The organism is Gordonia sp. Swx-4 (assembly GCF_030316175.1).
Taxonomy (GTDB): Bacteria; Actinomycetota; Actinomycetes; order Mycobacteriales; family Mycobacteriaceae; genus Gordonia; species Gordonia alkanivorans.
Genome location: NZ_CP128197.1, coordinates 1243489 through 1262449, shown reverse-complemented (window position 1 = coordinate 1262449; position 18961 = coordinate 1243489). Strand labels below are relative to the sequence as shown.

The 18961-nt window shown below is 69.0% G+C and carries 16 protein-coding genes; 9 read left to right on the top strand and 7 right to left on the bottom strand.

From position 1 onward, the window contains the following. The first annotated feature begins 119 nt into the window (after positions 1-119). The 5 genes from PWF70_RS05790 (at position 120) to PWF70_RS05770 (ending at position 5122) form a co-directional block, all read left to right on the top strand. Positions 120-890: an SDR family NAD(P)-dependent oxidoreductase gene (locus PWF70_RS05790; RefSeq protein ID WP_042378081.1), complete on the top strand. Its 771-nt coding sequence runs from the start codon at positions 120-122 to the stop codon at positions 888-890. A 67-nt stretch (positions 891-957) separates the two neighbouring features. Beyond that, positions 958-2526 carry an AMP-binding protein gene (locus tag PWF70_RS05785; protein ID WP_042378098.1) on the top strand — a complete coding sequence of 523 codons (1569 nt, stop codon included), beginning with the start codon at positions 958-960 and terminating at the stop codon, positions 2524-2526. Between the two features lie 35 nt (positions 2527-2561). Next, positions 2562-3347 carry an enoyl-CoA hydratase-related protein gene (locus PWF70_RS05780; protein WP_035753111.1) on the top strand — a complete coding sequence of 262 codons (786 nt, stop codon included), beginning with the start codon at positions 2562-2564 and terminating at the stop codon, positions 3345-3347. An 84-nt stretch (positions 3348-3431) separates the two neighbouring features. Then, entirely contained in the window at positions 3432-4283 is an 852-nt protein-coding gene (locus PWF70_RS05775) for a mycofactocin-coupled SDR family oxidoreductase (RefSeq protein ID WP_042378082.1), read from the top strand. Further along, positions 4280-5122 (top strand): NAD(P)-dependent oxidoreductase, encoded by an 843-nt coding sequence (locus PWF70_RS05770; protein ID WP_035753114.1) that lies wholly within the window; start codon positions 4280-4282, stop codon positions 5120-5122. Before PWF70_RS05775 ends, PWF70_RS05770 begins: the two co-directional genes overlap by 4 nt. A gap of 30 nt (positions 5123-5152) precedes the next feature. Here PWF70_RS05770 and PWF70_RS05765 read toward each other — a convergent pair whose 3' ends face one another. Beyond that, the gene (locus tag PWF70_RS05765; protein ID WP_042378086.1) at positions 5153-6013 is read right to left on the bottom strand and encodes an acyl-CoA thioesterase; all 861 of its coding nucleotides are present in this window, start codon (positions 6011-6013) and stop codon (positions 5153-5155) included. 86 nt (positions 6014-6099) lie between these two features. On the opposite strand from PWF70_RS05765, the gene PWF70_RS05760 reads away from it, so the two are divergent. Beyond that, complete coding sequence (locus PWF70_RS05760; protein ID WP_155225086.1) at positions 6100-7203, top strand: hotdog family protein; 1104 nt, start codon at positions 6100-6102, stop codon at positions 7201-7203. 21 nt (positions 7204-7224) lie between these two features. On the opposite strand, the gene PWF70_RS05755 is transcribed toward PWF70_RS05760, so the two are convergent. Genes PWF70_RS05755 through PWF70_RS05740 form a run of 4 tightly spaced genes read right to left on the bottom strand, consistent with a single transcriptional unit; the run spans position 7225 to position 12276 of the window. Then, the gene (locus PWF70_RS05755; RefSeq protein WP_052362814.1) at positions 7225-8007 is read right to left on the bottom strand and encodes a FadR/GntR family transcriptional regulator; all 783 of its coding nucleotides are present in this window, start codon (positions 8005-8007) and stop codon (positions 7225-7227) included. Between the two features lie 35 nt (positions 8008-8042). Continuing rightward, positions 8043-8234, bottom strand: coding sequence for a ferredoxin (locus PWF70_RS05750; protein WP_042378514.1), 192 nt, complete (start codon positions 8232-8234; stop codon positions 8043-8045). Positions 8235-8260: 26 nt separating this feature from the next. Next, a complete protein-coding gene (locus PWF70_RS05745; RefSeq protein WP_052362813.1) occupies positions 8261-9940 on the bottom strand; it encodes an AMP-binding protein in 1680 nt (559 codons plus the stop codon). 35 nt (positions 9941-9975) lie between these two features. Beyond that, the gene (locus PWF70_RS05740) at positions 9976-12276 is read right to left on the bottom strand and encodes an acyl-CoA dehydrogenase family protein (RefSeq protein WP_139319420.1); all 2301 of its coding nucleotides are present in this window, start codon (positions 12274-12276) and stop codon (positions 9976-9978) included. Between the two features lie 141 nt (positions 12277-12417). On the opposite strand from PWF70_RS05740, the gene PWF70_RS05735 reads away from it, so the two are divergent. The 3 genes from PWF70_RS05735 to PWF70_RS05725 are packed head-to-tail and all read left to right on the top strand — an operon-like array spanning position 12418 to position 15280. Beyond that, complete coding sequence (locus tag PWF70_RS05735; RefSeq protein WP_196222032.1) at positions 12418-13158, top strand: enoyl-CoA hydratase/isomerase family protein; 741 nt, start codon at positions 12418-12420, stop codon at positions 13156-13158. 26 nt (positions 13159-13184) lie between these two features. Beyond that, entirely contained in the window at positions 13185-14336 is a 1152-nt protein-coding gene (locus PWF70_RS05730) for an acyl-CoA dehydrogenase family protein (RefSeq protein ID WP_035753120.1), read from the top strand. Between the two features lie 2 nt (positions 14337-14338). Next, complete coding sequence (locus tag PWF70_RS05725; protein ID WP_051405924.1) at positions 14339-15280, top strand: acyl-CoA dehydrogenase family protein; 942 nt, start codon at positions 14339-14341, stop codon at positions 15278-15280. Between the two features lie 79 nt (positions 15281-15359). Here PWF70_RS05725 and PWF70_RS05720 read toward each other — a convergent pair whose 3' ends face one another. Both PWF70_RS05720 and PWF70_RS05715 read right to left on the bottom strand, forming a co-directional pair. Continuing rightward, entirely contained in the window at positions 15360-18146 is a 2787-nt protein-coding gene (locus PWF70_RS05720) for a sacsin N-terminal ATP-binding-like domain-containing protein (RefSeq protein ID WP_075862756.1), read from the bottom strand. A 17-nt stretch (positions 18147-18163) separates the two neighbouring features. Then, complete coding sequence (locus PWF70_RS05715; RefSeq protein WP_006360650.1) at positions 18164-18952, bottom strand: DUF3027 domain-containing protein; 789 nt, start codon at positions 18950-18952, stop codon at positions 18164-18166. Between the last annotated feature and the right edge of the window lie 9 nt (positions 18953-18961).

Sequence of the window (18961 nt, the reverse complement as noted above, 5' to 3'; positions counted from 1 at the left end):
CGTTTCGCTTCGCGGCGACGTCTGCCGGCGGTGGCTGTTTCGGTGAGCCTTGTGCCCGGCCGAGATTAGGTATAAAAAGCTAACCATATTTTCGTTCACAATCGGTAGGAGACCTCGACGTGATTCTTGATGGCGGTTCGGCGATCGTGACCGGTGGCGCCGGCGGATTCGGCGCGGCGACGGTACGCCGTCTCGTCGCCGCCGGGATGAAGGTCGTCGTCGCCGACCTGGCCGCGGACCGGGGCCGCGAGCTCGCCGACGACCTCGGCGACGCGGCGGTGTTCCGCAGCACCGACGTCACGAGTGAGGAGTCGGTTCGCGACGCCATCGCCGCTGCGACGGAGCTCGGCCCCCTCCGGGTCGCCGTCATCGTCCACGGCGGGTCCGCCGCCCGCGCCCGCATCGTCGACCGCGAGGGAAAGACTTACGGCCTCGAGCGTTTCCGCAAGACCGTCGACATCTTCCTGTCGGGGACGTTCAACGTGATGAGTCAGGCCGCGGCCGCCATGGTCGGCAACGAGCCGCTCGGGTCGGGTCAGCGCGGCGTCGTCATCTCCACCGCCAGCATCGCCGGCTACGAGGGTGCACCCGGACAAACCGACTACTCGGCGGCCAAGGGTGGCGTGATCGGCCTGAACCTGACCGCTGCGCGCGATCTCGCTCCCGTCGGAGTGCGGGTCATGTCGATCGCGCCCGGCACCTTCTTCACCCCGGCCTACGGGATGAGCGAGGAGGACGCGCAGGCGAAATTCGGTCCGGGCGTGCCGAACCCGAAGCGGATGGGCGACGTGGAAGAGTACGCCTCACTGGCCTTGCACATCGCCGAGAACGACTACCTGAACGGCGAGGTGATCCGCATCGACGGCGCCCAGCGGTTCAACGCGCGCTGACACGAAAGCCGGCGACCGGCCTCCGTGCCGACCGGTGATGGTGTGGCACGCGATGGATGGAGAGAACATGACTGAACCCGACCTCGACTCGTCCTTCGAGCCACTGACCCCGGTCAGCTACCTCGAACGGGCGGCCGTCGTGCACGGCCACCGCATCGCTGTCGTCGACGGCCCGGTGCGACGCACCTACGCCGACCTGCTGCAGCGGTGCCGCAGACAGGCAGGACTGCTCACCGAACTCGGCGTCGAACCCGGCGATCGGGTGGCCGTACTCGCACCGAACAGCGCGATGCTCCTCGAAGCCCACTACGGCGTGGCCATGGCCGGCGGCGTGCTCGTCGCGCTCAACACCCGGCTGGCCCCGGCGGAGCTGCGCTACATCGTCGAGCACTCCGGTGCCCGTGTGCTGCTCTACGACGACAGTCTGGCGGCTGCGGCCGAGCAGACCGCCGCCGCGACGATGCTGGATTCGACCGCCTACGAACACCGGCTCGCCGGTGCCCCGGAGGTGCACCGGCGCCTGACCGATGAACGGACGCCGATCGCCCTCAACTACACCAGCGGCACCACCGGTAAGCCGAAAGGCGTTGTCTACCACCATCGCGGCGCCTACCTGCAGGCCTTGTCGATGGCCTTCCACGCGCGGCTGGGACCCGAGACGGTCCACCTGTGGGTGCTGCCGATGTTCCACTGCAACGGGTGGTCGTTCCCTTGGGCCCTCACCGCGGCCGGAGCGACACACGTCTGCCTGCGCAAGGTCGATGCGGGCGAGATCTGGACCAGGATCCTGGACGAGGGTGCCACGAGCATGAACGCCGCTCCGACGGTGCTCATCGACCTCGCAGCGCACCCGCGCGCCACCCGGCTCGACCATCCGATGTCCGTCGGCACCGGCGGCGCCCCTCCGTCGCCGTCGCTGCTCGCGGCCCTCGCCGACCTCGACATCTCCGTCACCCACCTGTACGGACTCACCGAGACCTTCGGACCGTCGGTGCTGCGGGACTGGCAACCGGAGTGGGACGACCTGCCCATCGGCGAGCAGGCCGCACTGAAAGCCCGGCAGGGCAATGCGAGCGTCGTCGCGCAGTTGCTGCGGGTGGTCGGTGACGGCGATCCGGCGAAGCCCGACGTCCCCGCCGACGGCGAGACCGTGGGCGAGGTCCTCATCCGCGGCAACACCGTCGCCGGCGGTTACCACGACGACCCCGAGGGCACACGAGAAGCGTTCGGCGGCGGATGGTTTCGTACCGGCGACCTGGCTGTGGTGCATCCCGCAGGCGAGATCGAGCTCCGTGACCGACGCAAGGACGTCATCATCTCGGGCGGCGAGAACATCGCCTCCATCGAGGTCGAGCAAGCCATGTCACGCCATCCCGCGGTCTCCGAGGTCGCCGTTGTCGGCGCGCCACACGAGCGATGGGGCGAGGTGCCCGTCGCGTTCGTCACCCCCCGGGCCGGTGCCGAGGTGAGCCCCGAGGAACTCATCGAGTTCTCGCGCTCTCATCTCGCCGGCTACAAGGTGCCACGACGCATCGTCTTCACCGACCTCCCGAAGACCGGCACCGGCAAGATCCAGAAGTTCGCGCTGCGCCACCGCATCCGGGACGACTCCGATGCGTCCGGTCCCGGCATCTGAGATCATCCTCGACCGACACGAAAGGGGTTGGCACTGTGAATGACTCGGTGCTACTCGACCGCGAGGGTCACACCCTCGTGATCACGATCAACCGTCCTGAGGTCCGCAATGCGGTGGACATGGGCGTGTGCCTGGCGATCGGCGACGCCCTCTCCGACGCCGAGGCCGATCCCGACATCCGTGCGGTGATCCTCACCGGCGCCGGCGAGCAAGCGTTCTGTTCCGGCGCCGACCTGAAGGCGATCGGCCGCGGCGAACCCATCATCCCGCCCGGACGCGAGGCGTGGGGTCTGGCCGGCTACGTCAACCACCCGATCAGCAAACCGACGATCGCCGCGGTCAACGGCCTCGCCCTCGGCGGTGGTACCGAGCTGGCGCTCGCCAGCGACCTCATCGTCGCGTCGGAGAACGCGGTCTTCGGCCTGCCCGAGGTGAAGCGCGGACGAGTCGCGGGCGCCGGTGGCGCATTCCGGTGGACACGGCAACTCCCCGAACGCCTCGCCCTCGAGCTGCTGTTCACCGGCGAATCCCTGACCGCCGCAAAGGCGCTCGAGCACCACCTCGTCAACCGCGTCGTCCCTGCCGCCCTGGTACGCGCCGAGGCCCTCCGACTCGCCGCGAAGATCGGCGAGAACGGACCGGTGGCCGTGCAGGCGACCAAGCGGATCGCCAAGGGCATCCGTGACGGAGCCGTACCGGCCGAGACCGACTTCTGGACGCACACCGCACGGGAAGCCGTGACGGTGAACGCCTCCGACGATGCCCGCGAGGGTCTGGCGGCCTTCGCGGAGAAGCGGCCGCCGAGGTGGACCGGCCGCTGATCGTCTGGATTCCAGCGAAAGCCGGACGCCACAACGACACTCGCCCCACCCGATGGGGCACGAGAACGAACAGAGGAGAACGCAATGACAGGTAGGGTCGCGGGCAAGGTCGCCCTCATCACCGGTGCCGCACGAGGCCAGGGGCGCAGTCATGCGCTCGCCCTGGCTCGCGAGGGCGCCGACATCATCGCCGTCGACATCTGCGCGCAGCCGGAGTGGATGAATTATCCGCTCGCGACGCCCGATGATCTCGCCGAAACGGTCGACATGGTCAAAGGTCTCGACGGCCGGATCAGTCCCCACATCGTGGACGTCCGGGACAAGACCGCCCTCGCCGACGCCGTCGACGCCGGAGTCGCCGAACTCGGTCGTCTCGACATCGTCATCGCCAACGCCGGCGTCTGCCCCCTCGGGGAGAACGAGCCCGAATCGGTGTGGCTGGAAACGGTCTCGACCAACCTCACCGGCGTGATGAACGCGATCGACGTGGCACTCCCCCATCTCGGCGCCGGCGCGTCGATCATCGCCACGGGTTCCTTCGCGGGTCTCACCCCGCAGGGAGTCAAGAACGGCCCCGGCGGAACCGGCTACTCCTACGCCAAGCGAGGGGTCGCGTCCCTGGTCAACTCCCTCGCGATCCAGCTGGGACCGAGAAACATCCGCGTCAACGCCGTGCACCCGGGCAACTGCAACACCCCCATGCTGCACAGTGCGCCCATGTACAAGGTCTTCCGGCCCGACCTCGACGACCCCAAGCGCGAGGACGTGCTCGACGCCTTCGCCTCGACGCAGATCATGCCGGTGCCGTACGTGGAGCCGGAGGACATCAGCAACGCGGTGCTCTTCCTGTCTTCCGACGAATCGCGCTATGTCACCGGACTGCAGCTCAAGGTCGACGCGGGTGCGCTCCTCAAAGCCGGAGTGACCGGTCTGTGAGCACTGGATCACATGGTGGCGGAGTCGGTTTCATCGGGGCGGGCAGCATGGGCGCCCCGATGATCGACCGTCTCCTCGGCGCCGACGTGCCGGTGACCGTGTCGGTACGACGCCCCGAGGTCGCCGAGCGGCTGCGGGACGCGGGGGCTCAGGTGGTGGACACGCCGGCAGCCGCGACCCGCGGCCACGCGGTGGTCGTCGTGTGTCTCTTCGACGAGAAGCAGCTCGACGAGGTGATCCTCGGCGAGGGCGGCATCGCCTCGCACCTCGACAACGACGCGATCCTCGTCATCCACACCACCGCCGGGCCACAGATGATCCGTGCGATCGCCGACGCGGCAGCCCGACGTGCTGCGCGGGTTCTCGACGCCCCGATCAGCGGCAGTGCCACCGACATTCGCGACGGTCGGCTGACCGTTCTGGCCGGTGGCGATCCCGACGTGGTCGCCGCTGCCGAGCAGACGGTGTCGACGTACGCCGGTCGTTACCTCCCGACCGGCGCGCTCGGCACCGCGAGCACGATCAAGCTCATCAACAACCTGCTGTTCACCGCCAACGTGCAGCTCGTGGCCGAGGCCGCACGCATCGGGGACGCTCTCGGAGTCGACGAGTCCGCGCTCCTGGCGACGATCGGCCAGTGCAGCGGCGCATCCGATGCCATGCGTCGGATGGCACTCGAGTCCAGCGTGGCCGCCTTCGGCGACCGCGTCGGCAAGTACCTCTCCAAGGACTCCGATTCGGCTCTCGCACTGGCATCCTCACTCGGAGTTCCCTCGCCGCTGCTCCGGCATGTCGCCGTCGAAGGTCCCCTCCCCCTCGGGGTGACGACGCCGGCATAGGCGCGTCCGCCACGCCGGCCCGCGCGGGTTCTACGGTTCCAGCACCAGCGCACTCTGGGTCAGCGTGGCGACGCGCACACCGCTGGTCGTGTACACCCCGGCGACGACGTAGACCGTACCGTCGAATGCCGAGACGAGTTCGCGGTCGAACAGCAACCAGTCTCCGACGAGACCCGGCCGATGGACGACCATCGAGTGCGTGAGGGTCGCGGGGACCGCGGATTCCTGCCAGATCAGGGATGCGTGGTACGCGAGCGGGTCCAGCATGGACAGGTCACTCGCGTAACCGAGTGCAGCTGTGGCCAAACGTGGTTCGATGCCTCGCAGGTCGCAGTACCCACGGCTCCGCTCCGGGGTGCGGCCGGTGCCGGCGGCAACTCGCGGCGGGTCGTCGACGAACCGCATCCCGGTCCTGACGTACCGCGGGATCGCCTGCGCCGGAACCTCGACCCCTCGAACCCGATGCTGTTCGACCGCCGACAGGGGCGGGATCGGCGGGACGGCCGACATGGGTTCCTCGACCGGGAGCGTCACCGCCCCGGTGGGCTCGGCGTTCCCGAAGAGCACTGTCGCGGTGAACAGGAGCTTCCTGTCCTGAAATCGGTCCACGCGACGGCTCGCCAGACGCCGGCCGGTGAGCAACCGCGCGACGCGGTACTCGACCTCGTGCTCTTCGAGACCGGGGCGAAGGAAGTCGATCCGCACGGAGCGCAGGGGTTCACCCGAGACCGTCTCGGTTGCGGCGACGATGCTCTGGGCGATCGCATGGCCGCCGTAGAGCCGCCTGCTGCCGTCGGCGACCGCCGGCCCGGCGAACTCGTCGTCACCGGTCAGGCGCAGATCGAGGATGTCCGTCAACGGACGGTGGGCGGTGAGCCGGTCCTGTGACATGCCACTCCCATGGCTCGATTATCGTTGTATTATCTATACGATAATACGGCGCATTGTCTCCGAGCGACCGACCCCGGAAGTACTCCATGACAGATCTTCACGAACGAATCGCCCTGCTGCGCACAACCATCGGGATCCGAGTTCCGGTCGTGGGCTGGAACAGGCAGGTCACCCCCGAGTCGGTGCGACACTTCGCCGCTGGCATCGGTGATGATTCACCGCGCTGGGCCCGGGACGGACGGGTGCCCCCGACGTATCTCTACAGTTGCAGCAGCGTCGGACGAGCCGACGATGCGTCGACGCCGTCGCCGGCATCGTGCCTGGCCGGCTACGCAGCGCTGTGGCGGGGCGACCGCTGGACGTTCCACTCAGCGGTCGAGGTCGATCGCCGGGTCACGACGACGGTCGAACTGTCCGCCGTTGAGGTGCGGTCGTCGCGTCGGCGAGGCGAGGTCGTCGAACTGGAAGAGTTGTTCCGCCATCACGACGACACGGGCACGCTCCTCGCGGAGTGCCGGAAGCGCACCATGCGCTTCCCGCGCGGGGACCGCGCCGGCACAGCCGATTCGGCGCCTCCCGCATTCGGAGAGCCACCGACGTACAGGCCCGAGGACATCGATGCGTTGATGCGGGAGTCATTGCGGGAGAACATCCCCGGGCCCAGGGCGACCTTGGGTCCGGATGTACGGACGGGCGACGGTCTGGGCACCCTCGTCAAGGGGCCGCTGACCGTCACCTCCATCATCGCCTGGCTGCTCGGCTGGGGATCACCGCTGGTCCTCACCGACCGGTGCGCGCACCGGCTGTGGTCCGCCGACCCGGCCACACGCCTCTTCGGTGAACACGGTTACCCCGACACCGCGGAGGCCGGCCACTGGGACACCTCGATCGCACGCCAGAACGGACTCACACGCGGCTATGACTTCGGCGCGCAACGGATCTCGTGGCTGGCGCAGCTCGTCACCGACTGGTGCGGCGACGCCGGACGGATCGTCGAACTCGACACAGACCTGTTGGCCCCGAACCTGATCGGCGACGTCACCCGCATCGGCGGCGAGGTATGCGCGGTCCACGACGACGGCCGGGTGGAGTGCGAGGTCACCGCACGCAACCAGCGCGACGAGACCACCGCGAGCGCCCGGGTCGTCGTGCGCCGCAGGAGCACTGACAGCGGGGAGTTCTCCGGGTGAGGTCGGCACCCCCGGTGTGACTCAGCTCAGCAGGTCGATGACGGTACCCGGCACCACGTCGGCCATGGTCTCCGACACGCCTTCGAGATGGCGGCGCCACAGGGCATCTGCGCCTTCGACGTCACCGGCCGCGATCAGCCGGTAGAGCTTCTTGTGCGCGCGGAGAGCCGTGGCGCTCGACTTGGTCCCCCGCGACGGCGCCTGCGACGTCACATAGTTCTTGCTGGCGAGGTCGATGATCACGCCGAGCATCGAGTCGAACAGGGTCAGCGTCTTGTTGCCGCTCATCTCCACCACGATCGAGTGGAACCCGCGCGACAGGACCGGCAGCCGACTCTGATCCGCGTCGGGATCGGCCAGGATGCGTTCGGCCTCGGCGATGTTCTCCTCGAGCCGCCGGAGATCCTCCGGATCGGGGTTCTGCGCGGCGAGCGCCCCCGCCGGCGCCTCCATGACCGAGCGGGCGAAGTACACATCACTCAGTTCGGTGCGTTCGAACTGCAGCATCAACCCCGCATGCTGTGCGGCGACGTCGGCATCCGGCAGCCGGACCCGGGCACCGCCCTTGGCACCACGACGCACCTCGATGAGGCGCTCCGACTCGAGGATGCGGTAGGCCTCCCGCAGCGTCGGCCGCGATACCTGATACTTCTCGGTGAGCAGGTGCTCCGGGGGCAGGCTGTCGCCCTCGACGAGCTCGCCGCGGATGATCTGGCGTCGTAGATTGGCCGCGACGAGCTCGGCGGTCTTCGGCACACGAAACCCGCCGTGCGGTACGGAGGTCTCCACCGGCTGCATCGTCATGGGGTTGATCGTAACCGACATGGGAGCGAACTCGCTTAATCTATAACCTCAATGGCATTTTCCGGGCATGCGTCGGCACCAGACGCGGCAGCATCCTCCTGGTCGGCGGGAACGAGCAGGTCGGTGATGGCGCAGTACCCTTCGTCATCGAGTTCGTAGACCTCGGGCGCGTACACCGCGCATCGCCCATGGCCCTGGCACGTGTCGCGGTCGACGACGATCTTCATCTGTTTCTCCTCCACGGAAGGGGTTGTCACCGGCGGACCTCGAGATCGGACTGCTCGCGGTCCCAGGTCGAGGACGTCACGCCCTCGTCCCGCAGTTCGTACTTCAGGATCTTGCCGAGTGCGTTCTTGGGCAGTTCGTCGCGGATCTCGACATATCGCGGCACCGCGAAGTAGGGCAGGCGGTCGAGCGACCACTCGCATAGGTCGTAGGGGGTCACCGTGGCACCCTCACGCAGTGTGACGGTCACCTTCACCTCGTCCTCGGTGAGGTCGCTCGGTACGGCGTGCACGGCGCATTCGCGGACCGCGGGGTGCTGATGGAACGTCGACTCGAGCTCGTACGACGAGATGTTCTCCCCTCGCCGCCGGAGATAGTCCTTCTTGCGGTCGGCGAAGTACAGCCAGTCGTCGTCATCGAAGTAGCCGAGGTCGCCGGTGTGGAACCACAGGTTGCGCATGACCTCCGCGGTCGCGTCGGGACGTCGCCAGTACCCGGCGAACATGATGTTGGGGCGCCGCGGCCGGACGACGATCTCGCCGACCTCGCCGGTGGGCACCTCGCAGTCCTGGGCGTCGACGATCCGCACGTCGAAGTCCGGTCCGCGTCGACCCGCGCTCCCCGGCGGCGGGGTCGCCGCGGCGTCGGCCATGGTGACGAGCGATGCCTCGGTCAGCCCGAAGGCGTTCGAGCCGAAGATCTCTCCCCCGAACCGCTGTTTCCAGTGCTCCTGCAGCGACGCCGGGAACGGGGCGCCGCGCACGACGCGCAACTGGCCGAAGCACCGCTTCTCGGCCTCGGTCTCCGGTGCGTTGGCGACCATCGTCAGCATGGCGCCGAGCAGGGTGGCGATGCGTGCACCGCTCTCCTCGATCTCCCGCCAGAATCCCGACACGCTGAACCGGGTGGCGAGATAGACCTTGCTGCCGATCATCAGTGTCGAGAGCACGGCGGTCGATGCCGCGTTCATGTGGAACAGCGGGAGCGCGGTCCAGGCCACCTCCTCGGGCGTACGTGCGGTACCGGCCAGATACTGGCGAGCCAGATTGCAGACGTAGTTGTGGCTGATCATGCAGCCCTTCGACGGCCCGGTGGTGCCCGAGGTGTAGATGAACATCGCCAGGTCACCCGGGGCCACGGTGACCATCGGCACGTGCGGCCGGTCGGCGGTCAACAGTACGGCGAGTGTTTCTGCGCGCCAGGGCATATCGTGGCCGACAGGTTCGCGGGTGACGACCGTGGTGACCTCGGGGATGCCGTCGGCGATCGGCACGAGGCGTTCGACGAACCTGGATTCGGTGATCACCACGGCCGCACCCGCATTGTGGATCTGGTGACGCAGGAACTCGCCCTTGTTCGCGGTGTTCAACGGCACCCAGATGGCACCGAGCCAGTTCACCGCGAACCACACCTGCGCACATTCGACGCTGTTGTCGAGCAACATCACCACGCGATCGCCGCGCTGCACACCGAGAGCGGCGAGACCGGCGGCGAGGGATGCCGCCGACTCGGCGATCTCGGAGTAGGTGTGAACCACACCGTTGTTCTCGAGGTAGGGACGATCCGGCCACTGACCTGCCGCCCGGGCGAGCAACTCATTGACGGTCTCCTGGACACCGGCAGACCATTCCGGCTGCGGTGCAACGCGCACCTCGTCCGCCGGTGCGTGCTGCACCCGGTCCGCGTCGTGGACGGCTGTGTCAATCATCGGGAGTTCTCCTCTTGTGTGCTGTGCGGCCACCGTCATCGGGGTAGGCCCAGCACTCTCTGGGCGATGACGTTCTTCATGATCTCGGTGGTACCACCGGCGATGGACGCCGAGCGGGACCGCAGGTACGCCACCTCGGTGGCCGCGTCGGGTTCGAGTGCGCCGGCACCGGCCGCGGCGAGCCGCAACTCCCCCAGCGACTGGGTGACCTGGCTCCAGGCCAGTTTGACGACGGACTGTTCGGGTCCCGGTGGCGTGCCGGCCTCGATGGCGGACAGAATCCTGGTTCCGTGGAGGTCCAGTAATCGGGCGCGGGCCGCGGTGTCGGCCAGTGCACGTGCCACGTCGTCGTCGAGACGTGTGCCGTCGACGATGCCGTCGGTGTCGTTGACGTCGACGATGCCGTCGAGGACGTCCTGCACCGACTGCTGCAGACGCGCCGCGAGCGCGACGACGCCGGTCCGTTCGTAGGCCAGCGTGGTGCGACTGACCGCCCAACCCTCGCCTTCGACACCCAGCAGCGCCGACGCCGGGACCGCGACGTCGTCGAAGAAGACCTCGGCGTACCCGACCGAGCCATCGAGCTGGACGATCGGGCGACGGGTGATTCCCGGGGTGTCGAGCGGCACCAGCAGCACGGTGATACCGGCATGCCGTGTGGACTCGGGATCGGTACGCACCATCAGTTCGATGTGGGTGGCGTCCATGCCGTCGGTCGTCCAGATCTTCTGTCCGTTGATCACATACTCGTCACCGACACGGGTGGCACGGCAGCGCAGGCCGGCGAGGTCGCTGCCGGCGCCCGGTTCGCTGAACCCCTGGCACCACACCTCGTCGGTGGACAGGATCGCCGGGAGGTGCCGCTGCTGCTCGGGCGTACCGTGCGCGATCAGGGTGGGCCCCACGTTGTTGATGCCGAGGACGCCTGCGAGGGAGGGCGCACCCGCGGCGGCCAGCTCGCGTTCGCAGTCGACCTGCTGTCGGACCGTGAGTCCGCGTCCGCCATGGCTTTCCGGCCATCCCAGGCCGATCCATCCGCCGTCGTGCAGCCGTCGCTGCCAGGCCCGCCGGGCGCCGAAGGTCTCGTCGACGCCCCATTCTCGTCGATGCTGAGCCACCGCGGTCGACAAGAACTCACGGAACGCCGCGACCACCGGGTCCGTCGGCGGCGCACCCGTCGCGTCGTTCCGACGTCGGACGGCCGGCGCGGTGGCCGGACCCAGGAGCCGGGCATGCGCGCCCGCCCTACGGAAGGCGTGGTGCGCCGTCGCCTCCCAGGTGAAGCCGAGACCGCCGAGGACCTGGATGACCGACGCCGACGCCATCCGCAGCGCCTTGACGGCCTGGTGATGTGCCAGCTGTGCGGGTTCGGTGACGTCGTGACCGCCCGTATCGAGGACGACCGCCAGGTGACGCACCGCGCTCGTGGCCAACTCCGTCTCGACGAAGACGTCGGCGAGTCGATGGGAGACACCTTGGAAGCTGCCGATCGGCGCCCCGAACTGTGTGCGGTCCCTCGCATGCGCGACCGCGTGGCGCAGTACGCGCCGACACAGGCCGACGTGTTCGGCGGCGAGCGCCAGGGTCGCGACCGCGTGCGCGGTGCGCAGCGCACCCGAGGCCTCCGACGCCTGCAACACGATGGTCGCCTCAGCGGATTCCAAGGCCACCGCGGCGAGCGGGGTCAGCACATCCAGACCCGTGCGCGCGGTGAGGACCGCTCGCTCGGCCGGGACCATCGCCACGACCACGTCGTCACCGAGCACAGCGGGCACCAGCAACAACTCGGCCGCGGGCCGGAGGAAACAGTCGACGTGGCCGGACAAGGTCACTGTGCCGGCACCCGAGGCCTGCGCCTCCACCTTCAGGGCGTCGGTATCCGCCCAGTCCGCGGTGGTCCAGTCGGCGGCGACGCCCGCCCGCAGCGAGCCGTCGGCGACACGTCCGGCGAGGCCGGTGTCGGCGACATCGCTGTGGGACAGCAGCACCGTGGCCGCATACGACGTGGCCAGCGGGTTGGGCACCAGGGTTTCTCCGATGCGTTCGATCGCGGACACGACGTCGAGCCATCGTCCGCCGAACCCTCCGCGGTGTTCGGGGACCGGCACGCCCGGCATACCGACTCCGGCCAGCGCCGCCCATGCGACCTCGGCGTCGGCGTCCCGACCGTCGCGACCGATGCCCCGCAATGTCTCGTCGTCCCACACCGAAGCGACCGCCGCGGCGACGGCAGCTGCGAATGAGCGGTGCTCATCGGTCTCGATGGTCGACTCCAGCTGATCGGGCGCGGCCGCGCTCGACGTCGCGGACTCGGCCGCCACCTGCGTGGGGGTCACTGCGCCTCCTCGGGTTTGTCAGTGTTCAAGAATTAGCATAAATAGGTAGATAAAACATAGACTTATTGGGCCTCGGCGATCCATACTCGACCGAGAGTTCCGAGCGGGCCGCGCTACGGCCGGGAAGAGGAGTTGAGCAACGTGGGTGTGATCTTGGATGTTGAATCCGACGCAGCGGTGGTGACTTTCGACTGGCCGGAGAAGCGCAACTCCCTCAACCCCGAGGACGCCGACCAGATCGTCGACGCCATCGAGGAAGCGGGCCGGTCCGACGTCGGACTGGTCATCGTCACCGGGAACGGGGCCTTCTGCTCGGGAGGCGATCTACCCGCATTCGCCGAGATCTCCGCGACTCACACCCCGGAGCAGGTCCGCGACACCGTCTACAGCCGCATGCAGCGCATCATCCGCGCCTTCCAGCACTGTCCGCTGCCCACCGCCGCGGCGGTCGACGGCGCCGCGATCGGACTCGGTCTCGACATCGCCCTCGCCGCCGACATGCGCTTCGTCGGTCCCCGCGGCTGGTTCCGCCAGGGCTGGGCCAATGCGGGCCTGATCCACGGCGTGGGCGGGATCGGACTGCTGCGCCGGTTGGACGGCTCACTGCTGTGGCGGCTGCTCGCGGACCAGGAACGCATCGACGCCGACCTCGCCGCACAGTTGGGTCTCGGCGAGAAGGCCGAACCAACCGCCCTCGACGCCGCCCGCGTCCGCGCCGCCAAGCTCGCCGCGCATCCCGGGCACCTCCTGGAGTCCTACGCCCGCCTCGCCCGCGAGGACTGGCCGTCCGACGGCCATTTCGACACCGCCGCCGACATCCAGGGACAACTGATCGGCTCCGCCGAGTTCCGCGCACTGACCGCTCAGGTCCTGGGCAAATAAGTCGCCCGGCACGAACGAAGGACATCATGGATCTGGATTTCTCCGAAGAACAGGAGCAGTTCCGCGCCGAACTCCGGGCGCTGCTGGAATCGCGCCTGCCCGACGACTGGGTCGGGATCTTCCACGGACCGGACGAGTATCTCGACCTCAGCTTCTCGATCACGCGCGAGATGGCCGAACGCGGATGGCTCACCCAGACATGGCCCGAGGAGTACGGCGGTCGGGGCGCATCGAACTGGCGGCAGGTGGTGCTCCAAGAGGAGACGTGGGCCTACTTCGAACCTCGCGGCGGCCAGTACATGGGAGTCAACTGGATCGGACCGGCGATCATCAGGTTCGGCACCGACGAACAAAAGATGCGATTCCTCCCGCGTATTGCCGCCGGCGACGTGCAGTGGGCGCAGCTCTTCTCCGAGCCGGGGGCCGGATCCGACCTCGCCGCGCTGCGGACCAAGGCCACGCCCACCGGTGACGCGTTCATCGTCAACGGCGAGAAGATCTGGACCAGCTACGGCGACTACGCCGAGTACGGCGTCCTCCTCGCTCGATGCGAAGCAGGCTCGGAACGTCACGCGGGACTCGTCGTGCTCCTCATCGACATGTCGACGCCCGGCATCGAGGTCAAGCCCATCGCGACCCCATTGGGCAAACACAAGCTCAACTCCGTCGTCTTCACCGACGCGGTGATCCCCGCCGACGCCGTTCTCGGCGCGCCAGGCGACGGATGGCGAGTCGCCATGGCGTCGTTGGCCTTCGAACGGGTCGGTGTGGCGCGATATGCGCGCTCCACGCGCATCCTCGGTGAGCTCGAGCGTCTTCCGGAGGCGGACCGGCCCGAGATCCAGCGCGACATCGCGACCGCACTCGCCGGTGCGCGCGTCGCCGAACTGATGAGCTACCTCGTCGTCGACATGAAGGAGCGGGGCGAGGTGCCGACGTGGCAGGGCAGTGCAGCCCGCGTGCACAACGTCACTCTCGAACAACGGGTCTCGGCCATCGCGGATCGGGTACTGGGACCGATGGCGATCGTCGACTCCCACGACACCGCCGCGGTCGAGGGCGGCGAGATCGAGGACTTCACCCGCCTGGCACCCACCGGCACCGTCACCGCCGGTGCCTACGAGATCCAGATGGGGATCATCGCCCAGCGCGGACTGGGCCTGGAAAGGATTCGCTGACCATGGATTTCGTCCTCCCCGACCACACCGTCGGCCTCGTCGACGAACTGCGTCGATGGGCCAGGGACCGGCCCATCTTCGAGGTGTCCGATGCCGACGACGCCACCGGCTGGAAGCAGCTGGTCGAGTTCGGCATCTTCGACCTCGAGGCGCATGGCGGCGACATGCTCGACCTGGTGTGTGCCATCAGCGCGGTCTCCCGCGCTCCCCTACCCGGGCCGCTCGTCGAAGCCGAACTAGCCGCCCGCGCCAATCCCACTGTGGCGCCCGACGTCCTGGGGCGTGGCGGTGTCATCAGCAGCATTGGCCCCGGCGGTCCGGCCCGCCGCGTCGTCGGCTGGGGCGCCCGCGCCGAGGCGGTCGTGTCCACGGTCGACGGCGCGGTACTGACCGATCGGCCGTGCGAACCGGTCCACAACGCCTACCATCTGCCGCACGGCTGGCTCGAGCACGATGGGCAGGGCGCCGACGAGATGGCATCCCGCCGTTGGCTACTCGCCTCCGCGGCCACTCTCGGACTGGCGTCCGGGGCATATGAGATGACCATGCGGCATACCAAGGACCGTGAGGTCTTCGGCCGGCCGCTCGCATCCCGGCAAGCCGTGCAGGTCCGGCTCGCGGAGTGCTCGATGCTCCTGCAAGGCGCCGAGGTCGCCGTCCTCGATGCCGCTTGGCGGTGGTCGGGAGACGACGTCCGATCGCCCACCGCGGCCGCACTCACCTGGCTCTACACGCGGGAGGCGACCGAGAAGGTTCTGGCACACGCACACCAACTGTTCGGCGCGCTGGGATTCTGCGACGAGACCGGACTCGTGCGCCTGAGTTCCCAAGCGCGATGGTTACGCCTGTCGGTGCCGGAGGGCCCCGCCGTCGACCACGTGGTCTCCACACGCGCCCGTGCCGCCGGTACGCCGCCGTCGTTGGTGTTGCGAGGTTTTCGCTGACACCGCCCGGAAATCGAGGCCACGCAGGCCGGTGGTTCCGCACTCCCCGGTGAGGGCGCGCCATCAGGTGCTCGGCGAATCAGCGAACTCGGCGAGCACGCTCGAGGTGTGTGGCCCCGCCCTCGACCCACCAGCGCACGCGCACATCCTTATGAGAGTCCCCGTCGCGCAGCGAGATCCACAACTCGTCGTGGAGGCGCACCTGGCCGCGGGGGACCTCGACCCCGCGTTCGGCACCGAACCGCACCGCCTCGGGGTGAGCCCAGGTCGCCGCGTCGCCCGGGTCGCGGACGGTCGCGGCGTACTCCTCGGAGGCCGGTGGCAGGTCGAGCAGCGTAGCGAGCATCTCGGCATCGGCCGCGGTCACCGTCGGTCCGGCGAGGACCGCTTCGTCGTCGGGTAGCGCTTGGAGGAACCACGGTCGGTCGACCACCACCGCGCGGTCGGTGACGGTGCCGGCGATCGTCCGGACCTGTTCGGGCACTTCGACATCGGCCGCATCGAGATCGCCCCGGCGGCATGCCGCGACCACGGCGGCGTGCACCATCACCGCGGCACCGGCGGAGATGTCCCGGTCGGGGTCGCCGAGGCGGGTGAGAAGCAGCGCGGCATCGTCGGCGGTGTCGGGTTCGAGGCGTGCGAGCGCGCCTACCAGCGCGTCGGCGTGCGGATGATCGAGCGGGTCGATGATCCCGGCGAGGATCTCATCCGAGGGTGCGCGGTACTCCCCCAGCAACAATCCGTCGACCTCGGCATGCCGCCGCAACCACCAGGCGGTGTACCCGTCGCGGTCGGCGAGCAGCGGTGCAATGTCCGCGTCGGTCGCCATCATGGTCAGCGCCTCGGACCAGGACCGGTCGTCGATCAGGTCGAGATCCCGGACCGCCGTGAGCCTTTCGGGTGCGTCGGGCAGCGTGTCCCACCAGTCCTCCTCGTCGGGGAGGTCGTGGTCGGGACCGACCGGCAGGTCGTCGACGACGGTGAGGAATCCCCACCCGACGCCCAGGCGCCGCAATTCTTCTGCGCCACACTCGGACACGACCTCGTCGTCGACGACACCGAACGGATGGTCGTCGACGAGGACCGACAGCAGCGGACTGTCGGGCAGCAGCAGTTCATCGGCGGGGCGGAGCTCGCCGTCGCTGTCGAGCAGCGGCAGGGTGGCCAGCCACGGCGGTACGGACGCATCCGGATCGGCCCGTAGGACCGCACAGATCTCGGCGGCCAGCCCGTCGTCGCCGGCACCGTCGAGGTCGATGTCCTCGACCAGCACCCGAAGTGCCGGGTCGGCCAGTGCGTCGGCGACGGAGAGTTCCCGCACGCCCAGGCGTTCGAGGAGCGAATGCCGGGCGTCTGGGTGGACGGTGGGCATCCATCGCATCGGCGTGGCGATGCGATCGCTCACGAACAGTCCGCGGACCCCGACCGACATCCGTCCGTCGGATCGCGGGATCGGCAGCGCGCCCAGTTCCTCGACCTCGCGTCCCGTCGACACGAGCGGCGCGAGCGCGTCGTACAGGTCGTGCCACCAGGACGGCTCGTGGTGCAGGCCGCCGAGCCGCTCGGCCAGCGCCGCCAGCCCGAGTTCCTCGACGCCCAGCCGCCCGAGCGTCGGAAGATGCTGGGCGAGTGAGATGTCGGGGTGGACGAGATCCGCGAAGTGTTCGGACAGCATCCCGGCCAGGCGATCGGTCAGCCCGATCAGGACCACCGACCGCGACGGCAGCAACGGCTCGCCGTCCGCACCCGGCAGCCACGCGACGTCGCGGAGCTGTACGCGCACGGCCTCGATCAGCCTGGCGTCGTCGCGATTTCGCGCGAGATGCAGCTCCGGCACGAGCTGTAGCCGACGAACCGGGTCGACGAGGAGCAGAAGGTCCACATAACCGGCTGCGGCATCGCCGATCTCGGCACCCGGGTGAAGGTGCCGACGGTCGGGGGTGAGCGCGAGGTCGGTGATGCACCGGCACGGCAGGCTCAGTTCGATGTCGGTGGGCGTGGGTGCGCGCAGCACATCGTGCTCAGGTGCGCGACCGCCGTCGGCGTCGACGAGCCAGCGCGTCCCGCCGCGGGTGACCTCCAGCCAGCGTTGGGTCGACACCGAACCGGAGCCGTCCACGGACACGGTGACGATCGCGGACGAGGCCTGATCGTCACCGATCTCGGGCCCGGCGGACCGCTCGACCGTGACCTCCACGCCGTCCACGGTGATCCGTTGCAATGCAGCGAGTTCCACGACAAGATCCGGCGCCTGGACGAGCATCGCGTCGATGAGCGGCCCGGACGGCTCACGCAGACTCAGGACCACCTCGGTGTCGAAGCCCGCTGTGCTGGAACCCACCCCCGCCCCCGGCACGGCATCGGTCGGCCACACAAGCCGTAGGACCGGAACGGTGTCCGCCGAGAGCCCGGCATCGTCGACGGCTTCGGCGGTGGCGGCGCGGTCGAAGACGATCGACCCGGTACGAGACCGGACCTCGACGCGGTCGGCGACCGTTGCGGTGGCGGTGAATCCGACGCCGAATCGTCCGATCTGACCGTCGGTGGGCGCCTTCGCCGACACCCGCAGCGCGGCCAGCGATCGGACGCCGTCGACACTCAGCGGCTCACCGGTGTTCGCGACATGTAGCTCGTCACCGTCGACCCAGACGGCGAGCTCCCCCGCGATCCCCGCCGCGGCCGCGGCATCGGCGGCATTCGCGGCGAGTTCGGTGAGCAGCCGATCGCGGTATCCGACGGTCACCAGATCCGACTCGGCAGCCGCGTCCTCGGCGAGACGGGTCGGCGAGGCCGTCCAGGCGTCGAGCGTCGACGACCGCAGTGCGGCGGTGCCAAACGGGTCCGGGCCGAACGGATCGGCGCTCATGGATGGTGGCGAGTCGTTCAGGAGCGGGCCGGTTCGGCGTCCCGGGTGACCGAGATGACCTCGAGGGCGCCGTCGTCGTAGGCGTCGTAGGCGGGTGAGCCCTCACCCTTGGGCGCCTGGACATCGGAGTGCGCTCCGCAGCCGTACTCGGCGGAGACCACCCGGCCGTCGGCTGCGTATTCGTTGGTGCAGGCACCGAATCCGGCGCGCAGCGCACCCGCGAGGGGCACATAGAAACCACAGGTGCAGCAGGGGAACGGGGCCGCCTGAGCCATCTCCGACGACGGACCGAAGTCGCCGTCGTACCAGCGCTGCGCGGCGTCGGCGCGACCGTCGTAGCTCAGCAGTCGGCGACGGCCGAGGCCGATCTCGCCGGCGATCTGACCGATGTCGTCGGGGTCCTCGGACTCGGAGTCGAAGCGGAACTCGTCGCCGGTGTCGATCTGGTTGGGCACCAGACGCGGATCGTCGGGTTCGGCGGCCAGCAGGTCACCGGGCGCGAGGTCGCCGGAGGCGACACGCTCGGCCCACGGCACCCACGGCGGTGCGAGCAACGAGCCGTCGCCCGGCAGCAGCACGACCTCACTGAGGGTGATCTCGTCGCTGCCCGGGGAACCGGCCAGCACGACGCACCACTGCCATCCGCGATAGCCTGCGAGCTCGGCGTCGAAGTAATGCGCAGCGGCCCACTCGCCCTCGGCGACGCTGCGCCGATGCGCGCCGGGCTGCTGTCCTTCGTCGACCAGCGCGGCTCGTGCGATGTCGACGGCCGCCAGCAGTCGTCCGCCCTCACTTACGTCAGTCACGCTTCCAGT